This is a genomic window from Micromonospora sp. C51, from assembly GCF_018070435.1.
GTDB classification, from domain to species: Bacteria; Actinomycetota; Actinomycetes; order Mycobacteriales; family Micromonosporaceae; genus Micromonospora; species Micromonospora sediminimaris.
Genome location: NZ_JAGPXQ010000012.1, coordinates 20,123 through 33,194 on the forward strand (window position 1 = coordinate 20,123; position 13,072 = coordinate 33,194).

The window sequence follows — 13,072 nt, forward strand, 5'->3', positions numbered from 1 at the left end:
TCGCCCCGCTCACAGCCCATGCTCCCGACCCTAGTCCGCGCGTCCGGCCGGGTGCCCGCGCAGGGCGTGTTCGAGGCCCTCCGTCGGCCAGGATGGCTCCGATGCACGCCCTAGACTCGACGCGTGAGACAGCCGTGATGCCTTCCCGCGTCGTGGCGCGGCTGCGTTGCCCCGTCTGCCAGGACCCGCTCGCCGAGGTCGTCACCGGTGGATCCCGGGCGTTGCGGTGCCCGCGCCGACACAGCTTCGACATCGCCCGGCAGGGCTACGTCAACCTGCTCACCGGCCGCGCCCCGCACAGCGGTGACACCGCCGAGATGGTCACCGCCCGGGCGGACTTCCTGTCCGCCGGTCACTACGACGTCATCTCCGCCGCCCTGGCGGCCGCCGCCGACACCGCCCTCGCCGCCGCCGACCCGGGTGGCTCCGACGCGTACCCGCTGGTGGTGGACGCGGGCGCGGGTACCGGCCGGCACCTCGCCGCAGTGCTGGCGGCCGTGCCCGCGGCCGTCGGTCTCGCGCTGGACATCTCCAAGCCGGCGCTCCGTCGGGCCACCCGCTCCCACCCGCGGGTCACCGCCGCGCTGGCCGACACCTGGCAGCGACTACCGCTGGCGGACGCCTCGACAGCGCTGCTGCTGAACGTCTTCGCACCCCGGAATGGCGCCGAGTTCCGCCGGGTACTCGCCCCGGGCGGGCGGCTGCTGGTGGTGACCCCGGCCGCCGACCACCTCACCGAACTGGTCACCGCACTCGGCCTGCTGCGGGTCGATCCGGCCAAGGCGGACCGGGTGGCGGCCAGCCTGGCCGGGCACTTCACCGAGGAGTCGACGACCGTGCACCGGCAGGAGCTGACGCTCTCCGGCCCGGAGGTCGCCACCCTGGTCGGCATGGGTCCGAGCGCCTGGCACACCGATCCGGCGGGGCTGGCCGCCCGGATCGAAACGCTCGGCGAGCCGGTCCGGGTGACCGTCGCGGTGCGGCTCGGGACGTACCGCCCTTAGGTCGAGAGGTCGACCTCTTCCCAGCCCGGGGGCTCGTCGTGGTACGGCCCACGCAGGATCACCGCCCACTCCAGCGCCCACCGCCGCTGACCGATCGCGTTGGCGTCCACCAGCCCCGGCAGACTCCGGCCGGCACGGCTCACCTCCAGGTATGACCAGTCCAGGCAGTAGTGCAGGTCGAGCAGGGCAGCCGCGTCCGCCGGATGTTGCGGCGCGGCCAGGATCCGGGACCGCCACCGCCGGAAGGTCTCCCCCTCGGCGATGTGCGGCAGCCGCTCCACCAGCCGGTCGTCGGCCGGCATGGTGGGATCCAGCTGCTTGGTCAGGCCGAGCACCCAGGCCAGCGAGAACAGAGCGTCATGGTGCAGCACGAAGGAGCGGTGGTCGCCCTTGGCTCCGGTGACGAACTGGAACTCCGGTGGAGTGACCATCTCCACCAGGTGCGAGGCGAGCAGCCAGCTCATCGCGGCCTGGGGCGGCATGCCGAAGCACCGGGCCAGGATCAGGTGCAGCACCGCGATCCGCGCCTCGATCTCCGCCGTCGGCCGCAGCTCGATGTCATCGCCCGGCTCCCAGACCAGCGGAAACTGCGGCGGGGGCAACGGCAGCCGCAACCGGGACAGCTCGTCCAGGCTCGCCTCACGCACCTCGCGGGGGTCGGGGGCAGGCACGATCACGGCAACATCCCTGTCTGATCACGATGTCTCGGCGCCGACGGTCCCCCCTGGCCTGCGAGAATAGCGGCCCTCACGCTCCGACACCATGGCCGGGACCGGGGTTTCGTCACTCGACGCGTTCGATGACCAGCGGCACCGCGGCGGGTGGCCGGGCGGCGACGGTCACCGCCGGGGCGGCCTCCGCCAACGCCGCCGGGAGCAGCTCCGCCCGTTCGGCCCGCAGCTCGTAGAGGGGTTCCCCGGCGCGTACCGGGTCGCCGGGACGCTTGTGCAGCAGCACGCCGGCCGGCACGCTGACCGGGTCCTCCTTGCGCGCCCGACCCGCGCCGAGCCGCCACGCGGCCACCCCCATGGCGTACGCGTCGACCGCCGCGACGTGACCGTCCGTGTCGGCGCGGACCACCTCGACCTCAGGTGCCCTGGGCATCGGAGCGTCCGGGTTCCCGCCCTGTGCCTGGATCATCGACCGCCAGACGTCCATCGCCCGTCCGTCGCGCAGGGCGGCGGCGGGGTCGGCATCGGGCAGCCCGGCCGCGTCGAGCATCTCCCGGGCCAGCGCCAGGGTCAGCTCCACCACGTCCGCCGGCCCACCGCCGGCGAGCACCTCCACCGACTCGGTCACCTCGATGCCGTTGCCGATCGCCCGACCCAGCGGGGTGGACATGTCGGTGAGCAGGGCGACGGTCTTCACCCCGTGGGCGCCACCCAGCTCCACCATGGTGCGGGCCAGCTCCCGGGCGTCGTCGACCGACTTCATGAACGCGCCGGAGCCCACCTTCACGTCCAGCACCAGCGCGCCGGTCCCCTCGGCGATCTTCTTGCTCATGATGGAGCTGGCGATCAGCGGGATGGCCTCGACGGTGCCGGTGACGTCACGCAGCGCGTAGAGCTTGCGGTCGGCCGGGGCGAGACCGGAGCCGGCAGCGCAGATCACCGCGCCGACGTCCCGCAGTTGGGCGGTGAACTCCTCGTTGCTCAGCGCCGCCCGCCAGCCCGGGATCGACTCCAGTTTGTCAAGCGTGCCGCCGGTGTGGCCGAGGCCCCGCCCGGACAGTTGCGGAACCGCGGCGCCGCAGGCCGCGACCAGCGGGGTGAGTGGCAGAGTGATCTTGTCACCGACCCCGCCGGTCGAGTGCTTGTCGACGGTCGGCCGGGTCACCGAGGACAGGTCGAGCCGTTCGCCACTGGCGATCATCGCGGCCGTCCAGCGGGCGATCTCCGGGCCGGTCATTCCGTTCAGCAGGATCGCCATGGCCAGCGCCGACATCTGCTCGTCGGCCACCACCCCCCGGGTGTACGCGTCCACCACCCAGTCGATCTGCCCGTCGGAGAGCACTCCGCCGTCCCGCTTGACCCGAATGACATCAACCGCCGCAAAACCACTCATCAAAAGATCTTTCCTAGTCGTCTGCAATGCAAGATTCCCGCACCGTGCCCATCGAGGGACGAAATTGCCCTCACCGCCACGCGGCCGGTGACCACGACGGGCCGGGGGCCTGCCGTGCCCGGCGGAGGGATCAAGCCTGACCGCCCGGAGCCGGGTACGGCAGGCCCCCGGCCCCAACCGCAACCGCGGTCGCACGGTCGGCCCCGGCCCCAACCGCAACCCGCGACAAGATCAACCCCAGCGAACCGGGATCTCCGACGGCGGCTCGCCCTCACCGGCCCAGAAGATCGTGCCGGACGCGTCGACCACCACCACCCGGGGCGTACGCGCCAACCCCCAGCCGATCGCCTCCGCCGGGTCGTCCCAGCTCGGCCCCTCCTCCAGCACCCCGGTCTCGGCACCCGCGTCGTCACCGGCCGAGCGCTCCCAGTAGGCCGTCCAGACCTGCTGGCCGTCCGACAGGTCCGGGTGCACGAAGACGGTGCCCCGGCCACGCCAGGCGGCCAACCGGTCGGGCACCACCGGCACCGGCCGCTCCCCGGTGACCGCCTCGATGTCGGCCACGTCGAAGGCGTGCGGCAGCAGTTCGGCCATCCGCAGCGGGCCGCCCTTGGCTTCGACGAGACATTCCGGCCCGCCCTGCTCCCAGAGCAACTGCCGGCAGCGCCCGCACGGCATCAGCGGTTCGCCGGTGGCGTCGACGCAGGACAGCGCGACGATCCGACCGCCGCCGGTGGCGTGCAGTGAGGAGACCACCCCGCACTCGGCGCAGAGCACCACGCCGTACGCCGCGTTCTCGACGTTGCAGCCGACCACGACCCGGCCGTCGTCGACAAGCGCCGCGGCTCCGACCGGAAACTTCGAGTACGGCACGTACGCGTGCCGCATCACCTCGGTCGCGGCGGCCCGCAGCCGCTCCCAGTCGACCTCACTCATGCCAACATTGTGCCGCATGGCTGCTGACCAGCTTCAACGCGATGCCACCCACGGCATTGGATCACGCTCCCAAGATCCGCACAGTTTCCGGGATGTTGCTGCCTCAACTCCGGTCTCCGGCCGAGGCAGCAACATCAGGAAAGTTGTGTGGATCATGCGCGGTCAACCCTTGATGTACGGCTTGCCGTCGGCGGCCGGTGCTCGTACCCGACCGACCAGCCCGGCCACGGCCAGAATCGTCGCCAGGTAGGGCAGCATGGCCAGGAACTGGCCCGGAATCACACTGTTGATCGCGCTGAGGTAGGTGGCCAGCTGGTCGGCGAACCCGAAGAAGAGCGCGGCGAGCAGCGCGCCGGTCGGGCTCCACCGGCCGAAGATCAGTGCCGCCAGGGCGATGAAGCCCTTGCCACCGATCATGTTCTTGGTGAACGAGAAGAGCGCCAGCGTGTAGGAGGCGCCACCGATGCCGGCGACGGCACCGGCCATGATCACGTTGCGGTAGCGCAGACCGAGCACCCGTACGCCCAGGGTGTCCGCCGCCGTCGGGTGCTCACCGACCGACCGGGTCCGCAGGCCCCACCGGGTCCGGAACAACGCGATGTGGATCACGAGCACCAGGAGCAGGGCGAGGTAGAGGAAGATGTTGCCCCGGAACAGCGCCGGTCCGAGCAGCGGAATGTCCGACAGCAGCGGGATCTCCCAGTTGCTGAACCGCGGTGCGCTGTTGTACCGCGCGGCGTCGGTCTGCATCAGCCGCTCGTAGAGGAAGCCGGTGATGCCGACCGCCAGCAGGTTCAGCACGATGCCCATGACCACCTGGTCGACCAGGTAGCGGATGCTGAACACGGCCAACAGCAGCGAGATGAGCGAGCCGCCGATGGCGGCGGCGACGAGTCCCACCCAGACACTGCCGGAGATGCTGCCGAACAACGCGCCGCTGAAGGCACCCATCAGCAGTTGCCCCTCGATGGCGACGTTGACCACGCCGGAGCGCTCGCAGAGCACGCCGGCCAGCGAGCCGAAGATCAGCGGCAGGGCGAGCAGGAAGGTGCCCCGCACGATGTTGACAAGCGGCATGAAGTTCTGCCCGGTCGGTGCGGCGGAGACCTGCCAACACAGGAACGACAGCACGAAGGCGACCAGGCCGACGGCGAGCACCGGGACGAACCAGCGCTTCGGCAGCCCGGCGAGCATCGCGCCGCCGGCGGCGAGCGCGATCAGGCCGAAGACGATCGCGCCGACGGTGCCGTTGACCTCCAACGCGGCCCCGGCGGCATCCTCGCTGAGCGTGAAGCGGGCCTGCTCGCCGGTGGCGAGCGCGCCGAACAGCACGGTGGCCAGCAGGCCCAGGGCCACCAGCACCAGGCCGACCTTGCGGTTACGGGTCCAGAAGCCCTCGTCGACCGACGCGACCGCGACGTCGGGAACAGCCGTGGTGGACATGCCTCACCAGCCCTTCGCGAGGCTCGTCTGCAACCGGGCAGTGCGCGCGGCCCGGAGCTGGAAGATCGCCTTCACAAGTGCCGGCGCGGCGATGAAGATGACGATCAGGGCCTGGAGCACGGTGACCAACTCCAGCGAGATCCCCGAGTACGACTGCATCCGGTTGCCGCCGGCCTGCAACGCGCCGAACAGCAGCGCGGCCAGCGCCACGCCCCACGGTTTCACCCGGCCGAGCAGGGCGACCAGGATGCCGTCGAAGCCGATCTGGGCGACCACCAGGGGGGTCAGGGCCGCGGCGGTGGTGCCGAGCACCATCTGCGAGCCGCCGAGTCCGGCCAGCGCCCCGGCGAAGACCATGATCAAGACGTACGTCCGGGTGACGCTGATGCCGGCGGTGCGGGCGGCGTCCGGGTTGGCGCCCACCGCCCGCAGCTCGAAGCCGAGCGTGGAGCGGTTGAGCAGCCAGGCGACCGCCCAGGTGGCCAGCACGGCCAGGATGATGCCGGCGTGGGCGCGCAGCCCGTCACCGAAGAGTCGCGGCAGTTGCGCGGAGGCGTCCACCGGCCGGCTGATCGCATCGGTACGGTTCGGGTCCTGCACCCCGTTCTGGACGATGAGCCAGGTGAGGAAGTAGACCGCGATGTAGTTGAGCATGATCGTGTTGATCACCTCGTGGGCGCCGGTCCGCGCCTTGAGGATGCCCGGGATGAAGCCCCAGAGGGCCCCGCCGAGCGCGCCGGCCAGGACGGCGACCAGCAGGTGCAGGCCCGGCGGCAGCGGCAGCAGGAAGCCGGCCAGCGCGGCCAGGATGACGCCCATCGTCGCCTGCCCCTGAGCGCCGATGTTGAACAGGCCGCCGCGGAAGGCCAGCGCCACCGAGAGACCGGTGAAGACCAGCGGCGCGGTGTAGGTGAGCGTCTCCGAGATGGGGCTCAACGCCGCGTTGAAGCTGCTCGCGGCCGGGTCGAAGACCGAGCCCTTGAACAGGTTCGCGTACGCCTCGCTGACCAGCGTCCAACTGGCGTTGATCGCGTCCGAGGGGCGGGCGGTGATGTAGCTGTAGGTGGCCAGCACCTCCGGGTCGGAGATGATCATCAGGACGGCGCCGACGACCATCGCCAGCACCAGCGAGAGCAGGGTCACCGTGAAGGTGTTGGCGGCCCACAGGTTCTCCAGGAAGAGCCGCCCCAGCGTGGGGCGCGGTCCCGGCTCACCGGGGGTGGTGGCCGCCTCCGCGCGTTCGGTGTTGCCGACCGCGGTCCGGGCCGCCTGGTCCTCACTCGCCGGTTCCTTGTCCGGGGAACCCGGCTGGGCGTTGGGGTCACTCATGCCGGCAACTCCGCTCCGCTCCGTGCCGCCGCAGGGCCGCCGTGCCAGATGGTTCGCTCGCTCATCGGTCCTTCTCGTCTTCGCTGCCTGGCCCCTCGGCCGACACCACGCCGTCGGTGGTGGCCGGGACGTCCCGGTCGGTGGTCGCCGGGGTGCCCGCGTCGGACACGACGTCCGCGTCGGTGGTGGCCACCACGTCCGGGTCGGTGGTCGCGGTCGGCGCGGATCCGTCCGCCGGGGAGCCGCCCGTGGCGTCGGGAGTGATGCCGGCCATCAGCAGGCCGATCTCCTCGCGGGGGGTGTCCGGGCCGACCACGCCGATGATCCGCCCGCGGTACATCACCGCGATCCGGTCGGCCAGGCCGATCACCTCGTCGAGTTCGCTGGAGACCACCAGCACGGCGGTGCCGGCGTCGCGCTCGCGGACGACCCGGCTGTGGATGAACTCGATCGAGCCGACGTCCACCCCTCGGGTCGGCTGGGCGGCGATGAACAGCGTCAGCGGCCGGGCAAGTTCCCGAGCCACGATCACCTTCTGCTGGTTGCCGCCGGAGAGGGTGCCCACCGGCGCATCGGCTGACGAGGTGCGTACGTCGAACTGCTCGATCCGTTCCCGGGCCGACCTGTTGATCTCGTCTGGCCGCAGCGACAGGCCCCGGCCGAAGGGCGGCCGGTCGTACATGTCCAGCACCAGGTTCTCGGCGACGGTGAACTCCTTGACCAGGCCGTCGACGCTGCGATCCTCCGGCACGTAGCCCACGCCCGCCCGGAGCACCTTCTTGGTGGACCAGCCGTCGATCCGTTGCCCGTCCAGGCTGATCGTGCCGGCGAGCACCGGGCGCAGCCCCATGATCGCTTCGATCAGCTCAGTCTGTCCGTTGCCCTGCACTCCCGCGACGCCGAGCACCTCGCCCGCGCGTACGGTCAGGTCGACGCCGTCCACCGCCCGCACCTGACGGTCGTCGTCGACCACCAGGCCGGAGAGTTCCAGGACCGGCTCGCCCGGGGTGGCCGGGGCCTTGTCCACGGTGAGCCGGACGGTGCGGCCGACCATCAGCGCAGCCAGCTCGTCCCGGCTGGCCTCGGGCGAGGCCGTACCCACGGTCTTCCCGCGCCGGATCACCGTGATCCGGTCGGCGATCGCCTTGACCTCGCCGAGCTTGTGGGTGATGAAGACGATCGACTTGCCGGCGGCCTTGAGCGACCGCATCACGGTGAGCAGTTCCTCGGTTTCCTGCGGGGTGAGCACGGCGGTGGGCTCGTCCAGGATGAGCAGGTCGACGTCCCGGGTGAGCGCCTTGACGATCTCCACCCGTTGCTGGACGCCGACCGGCAGGTCCTCGATCACCGCGTCCGGGTCGACCCGCAGGTTGTACCGCTCGGAAACCTCGGCGACCTCGCGCCGGGCGCGGCGCCGGTCCAGGAAGCCGGCGATGCCGCCGCGCACCTGCTCGGCGCCGAGCATGATGTTCTCGGTGACGGTGAAGACGGGCACCAGCATGAAGTGCTGGTGCACCATGCCGATGCCGGCCGCGATCGCGTCGGAGGGGCCGCGCAGCCGCAGCGGCTTGCCGTCGACCAGGATCTCGCCCTCGTCGGGCTGGTAGAGCCCGTACAGCACGTTCATCAGGGTGGACTTGCCCGCGCCGTTCTCGCCGAGCAGGGCGTGGATCTCTCCAGGCTCCACCGTCAGGTCGATGTGGTCGTTGGCGACCAGATCACCGAACCGCTTGGTGATGCCGCGCAGTTCGAGTCTCAGCGCAACCTCCTGGAGTGCGAAGCGATGGTGCAGCGTAGCTGCTGGCGGGCGGGCCTGGCGTCGGCCGGACCGGTGGCGCGGATCGGCCGCTGCGGCACGGCGGGTCTCCCCCCGCGCCGCAGCGGCCGGATCAGGTGTGGCTCTGCGCGCCGGCCGCCCTCGGTGATCGTCTCACCGGGGACGGCCGGCGACGGGTCACTTCGGCTGGGCGGCCGACTCGACCTTGACGGTGCCGGCGGCGATGTCCGCCTTCAGCTTGTCGACCTCGGCCTTCAGCTCGGCCGGAACCTTGCTGTCGAAGTCGTGGTACGGGGCGATCGAGACGCCGTCGTTGGCCAGGGTGCCGATGAAGCCCGGGTCCGCCTGGAGCTGCTCGCCACCGGCGGCCTTGAGCACGGCCTCCTTGACCGCGCCCGGGATGTTCTTCACCACGGTGGTGATGATCGCCGGGCAGTTCGGGGTGCTCTCGCAGCCGTCGACGTCCACCCAGATGGTGTTGTACTTGCCGTTGGAGGCCTGGGCCGCACCGGTGGTGCCGAGGCCAGCGCCGCCGGCCACCGGCATGATGATGTCCGCGCCCTGGGCGACCAACGCGTCGCTGACCTTCTTGCCCTCGTCCTGCTTGACGAAGTCGTTGGTGAAGGAGCCGTTCTGGGTCTCCTTGTTCCACCCGAGAACCTGGACGTCCTTGCCCTTGGCCTCGTTGTAGTAGGCGACCCCGTCGGCGTAGCCGTCCATGAAGATGGTCACCGGCGGGATCTTCAGACCGCCGTAGGTGCCCACCTTGCCGCTCTCGCTCATGCCGGCGGCGACGTAGCCGGCCAGGAAGGCAGCCTGGGCGGTGTCGAACTGCATCGGGTAGACGTTGGCCACCCCCGGGTCGGCGTCGACGATGCCGAACTGCTGGTCCGGGTTCGCCTCGGCGATCTTCTTGGTGGCCTCGCCCATCAGGCCGCCGACCGCCAGGATGAAGTCGCAGTCCTGGTTGACGTACTGGGTGAGGTTCGGCTCGTAGTCCGCCTCGGCCTTGGAAGCGACGTACTTGATGTCGATGTTGTCGTTCTCCGCCTTGGCGTCCTCCAGGCCCTTCCAGGCGGAGGCGTTGAACGACTTGTCGTCGATGCCGCCGACGTCGGTGACCATACAGGCGGTGTACGCCTCGCCGCCGGAGCCGGCGTTGTTGTCCTCATCCGGAGCCTCGCCACAGGCGGCGGCGCTCAGCACGAGCCCACCCGCCGCGATGATCGAGGCGATCCGCATCCCACGCACCGAGCGCAAGACGTCTCCTTCCCATTGCACACCGCGGGGTACGCGGTGGCAGCCCTTGAGCCGGCCTGCGCCTTGCCGCCGGCGTCCCACGTTACGGGAGCAGAGCGTACGCCCGCGCCCACCTGCCGACCGACAATCGTGCAGGACTGTTGGAGCCCTGTTACCCCTACGTAATGCTTGGGTGGGGCACATCACTCAGGGTGCCGGCAGGCGGGCGCACTCGCGCCGGAAAAGCCCTTTTTACCCGTCGGCCCGATGGTTCGCCGGCTATCGCCAGAAGACCGCCACCGCCGCGTTGGCCAGGGTCAATCCCACGATGGCGAGGAAGTGCCCCCGGTTGACCTCGGCCCGCTTACGGGAGAAGAACACCATTACAAAGATCAACAGGGCGAGCACCAGCTTTGTCACAAGCTTCGCCGGCGCCGGCTCGTCACCGTCGCGCAGCGGCGCGCTCAGGCCGATGCCGGTCAGCAGCTGGATCACCGAACCCCACAGCATGGCGGCGTTGATCCGGATCTTGCCACTGAGATATTGGGCGATCGCGCCGCCGAGCAGCAACGCGAACCCGATCAGATGGACGTAGAGGAGGATGAGTCGAAGTGCTTCCACCCGACCCATCCTGCCCTATCAACGACGGTTCGTAGTAGAGGCACCCCCGTGAATCCGGGATGCCACCAGCACCAGCGCCAGCCCGACCACCGCGTAGCCGCCCAGCACGGCGATCGGACGACCGGCGCCGGCACCGTCGAAGAACGCGACCGAGCGCAGCAGCGTGCCGCCGGCGCCCACCGGCAGCCACTGGCCGAGCGCGCCCCACGGCTGGGGCAGCAACTCCGGCGCGGCACCGACCGCGGAGAGCGGGTTGCCGACCAGGAAGACCAGCAACGCACCCAGTCCGATGCCGGGTCGCCCGAGGAGTGCACCGAGACCGGCCACGACCGCCGACGCGGCCAGGGCGAAAAGGCCGATGGCGGCGGCCTCGGCGAGCCAGTCCCCGGCGATGACGCCCAGCCAGCCATCCAGGACCACCACGCCCATCAGACCCGCCAGTACGCCGGTCGCCGCCAACCCGACCAGGCGCGCCAGGCCACCGGCGACCAGCAGGACGAGCAATGCACCGGCGAGCAGGCTCGTCATCGCCAGGGGCAGGAATCCGGCGGCGAAGCCAGCTCCCCGCGGATCGTCGGCGGTGGTCGGCACCACCTCGACCACGGGGACCGGCCGCCCGCCGCCCAGTTGGCCGGCCGCCTCGGTGAGCAGTGCGGCGACCGTGGGGCTGGCGGCCGACGCGGTGTGCAGGGTGACGCCATCGGCTCCGATCACGAATGCGCCGTAGACCTCCCGGTCGCGCAGCGCCCGGTCTGCCGCTTCCGCGTCGGGCAGCGTGGTCACCGAGAAGGCGCCGGGACGCGCGGCGGCGAGCCGCCCGGCCGTCTCGGCCACGGCGGGCGCCGGGCCGGCGACGGCGACCGGTAGGTCGCGTGGGGCCAGGTTCGCCGCCGGAGCCGCGAACAGGGGTACGAGCAGTGCCTGCCCGGCGACCGCGACGGCGGCGACAAAGACGGCTAGTGCCAGGGGTGGCCGGTTCCTGGTCGACATCGCTTCACTCTCCCAAAACGAATGCTCGTTCTTTTATAGACTGAGAGTCCTCTCGCTCATCGATTCCTGTCAAGAACGAACGCTCGTTCTACGATGTAACCCGTGCCACGTGTCTCGGAGGAACACCTCGCCGCCCGGCGCCGTCAGATCGTCGACGCGGCACGCCGGTGCTTCCTGCGTGAGGGTTTCCACCGCACGACGATGCAGGACGTGATCGCCGAGGCAGGGCTCTCGGTCGGCGCGGTCTACCGCTACTTCCCGAGCAAGGCGTCCCTGATCAGCGCCATCGCCGAGGAGACCGTCGGCGGCGCCGAAGAGGTTCTCGACGAGTTGGCCCGGCAGGATCCGCCGCTACCGCTGGACAAGGCGCTGGAGCACGCGCTCGCGTACATGGAGAATCAGGCCGGCGACGAGGGGATGCTGCGGATCGCGATCCAGGTGTGGGGCGAGGCCCAACGGGACCCGGCACTGGGCGAGTTCGCGGCGAGCAGGTACACCAAGCTTCGCGGTCACTTCGAGGTGCTGGTCAGAAGGGCTCAGGAAGCCGGCGAGTTGCCCGCCGACGCCGACCCGGCGGCCGTGGCCGCGGCCCTGTTCGGCCTCTTGCCGGGCTGGTTCCTGCAACGCATCATCACCGGTGGTCCAGATGTGGCGACCTATCTGTCCGGCGTCCGCGTCCTGTTCGGCCGGCAGCGCTGACGACCACCGTCGACGCGGGGTGGGCGCCGTCAAACTGCGCCCACCCGCGCCCGGCCGGTCAGCCCTTGGTGCCGCCGGCGGTCAGTCCGGAGACCAGGTGCCGCTGGGCGATCATGAACACCACGCCCGCCGGCACGGTCACCAGGACCGCCGCCGCCGTCAGGTACTCCCACTGCGGGTTGAACTGCGGCACGAACTGCTGGAGCCCGTACGCCAGGGTGAACTTGTTGTCGGTCTGGATGAAGGCCGACGCGTACATCACCTCGCCCCAGGCGGTGAGGAAGGTGTAGAAGGCGGTGACCGCGATGGCCGGCCGGGCCAGCGGCAGCACCACCCGCCAGAAGATCGCGAACGGGCCGCAGCCGTCCAGTGCCGCCGCCTCGTCAAGCGAGGTGGGGATGGAGTCGAAGTAGCCCTTGAGCATCCAGGCGCAGAACGGCACCGCGATGGTCAGGTACGCGATGATCAGCGCCGGCAGCGTGTTGATCAGACCGAACCGCGCCATGATCGTGTAGATCGGCACGATCAGGATGGCCGCCGGGAACATCTGGGTGATCAGGAAGGTCATCATCAACGGGCGGCGCCCGGGGAAGTTGAACCGGGAGACCGCGTACCCGGTGGTGGCCGACAGGAAGATGCCGATGAGCATTGTGAACGCCGCGACGATCACCGAGTTCAGCAGCCACTTCGGGAAGTTCGTGTCGAACAGCACGTAGCTGTAGTTGGCCAGGGTCGGGTCCTTGACCAGCGTCAGGTCGCTGCTCTGCACCGCGTACCCGGGTTTGAACGAGGACAGCAGCACCCAGACGATCGGGCCGAGCGCGATCAGCGAGGCGACGATCAGGGTGCCGTGCAGCAGCAGGGACTTCGCCGGGCTGCGCCGGCTGCGGCCGGGCCGCTTCGCGGTCTTCGCCGGGGCGGCCGGGACGGCGGCCGGCGTTGCGGCTGCGGGAGTGGTCAGTTGGCTCAT

12 protein-coding genes are annotated in these 13,072 nt (G+C 70.6%); 2 read left to right on the plus strand and 10 right to left on the minus strand.

Annotated elements, in window-relative coordinates:
* Nucleotides 1-137: 137 nt before the first annotated feature.
* The gene (locus KBX50_RS15090; RefSeq protein WP_210937668.1) at nt 138-1,004 is read left to right on the plus strand and encodes a putative RNA methyltransferase; all 867 of its coding nucleotides are present in this window, start codon (nt 138-140) and stop codon (nt 1,002-1,004) included.
* On the opposite strand, the gene KBX50_RS15095 is transcribed toward KBX50_RS15090, so the two are convergent.
* The 9 genes from KBX50_RS15095 to KBX50_RS15135 all read right to left on the minus strand — a co-directional run bounded on the left by KBX50_RS15095 (nt 1,001) and on the right by KBX50_RS15135 (nt 11,403).
* Complete coding sequence (locus KBX50_RS15095; protein WP_210937669.1) at nt 1,001-1,681, minus strand: DUF4272 domain-containing protein; 681 nt, start codon at nt 1,679-1,681, stop codon at nt 1,001-1,003. The two genes, KBX50_RS15090 and KBX50_RS15095, sit on opposite strands and share 4 nt — an antisense overlap.
* A gap of 106 nt (nt 1,682-1,787) precedes the next feature.
* Nucleotides 1,788-3,068 (minus strand): thymidine phosphorylase, encoded by a 1,281-nt coding sequence (locus KBX50_RS15100; protein ID WP_210937670.1) that lies wholly within the window; start codon nt 3,066-3,068, stop codon nt 1,788-1,790.
* A gap of 231 nt (nt 3,069-3,299) precedes the next feature.
* The gene (locus tag KBX50_RS15105; protein ID WP_210937671.1) at nt 3,300-4,004 is read right to left on the minus strand and encodes a cytidine deaminase; all 705 of its coding nucleotides are present in this window, start codon (nt 4,002-4,004) and stop codon (nt 3,300-3,302) included.
* A gap of 162 nt (nt 4,005-4,166) precedes the next feature.
* Complete coding sequence (locus KBX50_RS15110; protein ID WP_210937672.1) at nt 4,167-5,447, minus strand: ABC transporter permease; 1,281 nt, start codon at nt 5,445-5,447, stop codon at nt 4,167-4,169.
* Nucleotides 5,448-5,450: 3 nt separating this feature from the next.
* On the minus strand, nt 5,451-6,776 hold the full coding sequence (locus KBX50_RS15115; protein ID WP_210937673.1) for an ABC transporter permease: 1,326 nt from the start codon (nt 6,774-6,776) through the stop codon (nt 5,451-5,453).
* 61 nt (nt 6,777-6,837) lie between these two features.
* Complete coding sequence (locus KBX50_RS15120; protein WP_307870964.1) at nt 6,838-8,568, minus strand: ABC transporter ATP-binding protein; 1,731 nt, start codon at nt 8,566-8,568, stop codon at nt 6,838-6,840.
* A 162-nt stretch (nt 8,569-8,730) separates the two neighbouring features.
* The gene (locus KBX50_RS15125; protein WP_210937762.1) at nt 8,731-9,795 is read right to left on the minus strand and encodes a BMP family protein; all 1,065 of its coding nucleotides are present in this window, start codon (nt 9,793-9,795) and stop codon (nt 8,731-8,733) included.
* Between the two features lie 276 nt (nt 9,796-10,071).
* Nucleotides 10,072-10,413 (minus strand): hypothetical protein, encoded by a 342-nt coding sequence (locus KBX50_RS15130; RefSeq protein ID WP_210937674.1) that lies wholly within the window; start codon nt 10,411-10,413, stop codon nt 10,072-10,074.
* 18 nt (nt 10,414-10,431) lie between these two features.
* A complete protein-coding gene (locus KBX50_RS15135) occupies nt 10,432-11,403 on the minus strand; it encodes a hypothetical protein (RefSeq protein ID WP_210937675.1) in 972 nt (323 codons plus the stop codon).
* Nucleotides 11,404-11,505: 102 nt separating this feature from the next.
* On the opposite strand from KBX50_RS15135, the gene KBX50_RS33605 reads away from it, so the two are divergent.
* Nucleotides 11,506-12,102, plus strand: coding sequence for a TetR/AcrR family transcriptional regulator (locus tag KBX50_RS33605; RefSeq protein ID WP_210937676.1), 597 nt, complete (start codon nt 11,506-11,508; stop codon nt 12,100-12,102).
* A 58-nt stretch (nt 12,103-12,160) separates the two neighbouring features.
* Here the strand turns inward: KBX50_RS33605 and KBX50_RS15145 are convergent, their stop codons facing one another.
* Complete coding sequence (locus tag KBX50_RS15145) at nt 12,161-13,072, minus strand: sugar ABC transporter permease (protein WP_210937677.1); 912 nt, start codon at nt 13,070-13,072, stop codon at nt 12,161-12,163.

Excerpts from the sequence above, each read along its gene's own strand:
- KBX50_RS15135 (WP_210937675.1), bottom strand. The coding sequence starts at position 11,403 with ATGTCGACCAGGAACCGGCCACCCCTGGCACTAGCCGTCTTTGTCGCC.
- KBX50_RS15090 (WP_210937668.1), top strand. The coding sequence starts at position 138 with ATGCCTTCCCGCGTCGTGGCGCGGCTGCGTTGCCCCGTCTGCCAGGAC.
- KBX50_RS15145 (WP_210937677.1), bottom strand. The coding sequence starts at position 13,072 with ATGAGCCAACTGACCACTCCCGCAGCCGCAACGCCGGCCGCCGTCCCG.
- KBX50_RS15115 (WP_210937673.1), bottom strand. The coding sequence starts at position 6,776 with ATGAGTGACCCCAACGCCCAGCCGGGTTCCCCGGACAAGGAACCGGCG.
- KBX50_RS15110 (WP_210937672.1), bottom strand. The coding sequence starts at position 5,447 with ATGTCCACCACGGCTGTTCCCGACGTCGCGGTCGCGTCGGTCGACGAG.
- KBX50_RS15100 (WP_210937670.1), bottom strand. The coding sequence starts at position 3,068 with ATGAGTGGTTTTGCGGCGGTTGATGTCATTCGGGTCAAGCGGGACGGC.
- KBX50_RS15125 (WP_210937762.1), bottom strand. The coding sequence starts at position 9,795 with ATGCGGATCGCCTCGATCATCGCGGCGGGTGGGCTCGTGCTGAGCGCC.
- KBX50_RS15105 (WP_210937671.1), bottom strand. The coding sequence starts at position 4,004 with ATGAGTGAGGTCGACTGGGAGCGGCTGCGGGCCGCCGCGACCGAGGTG.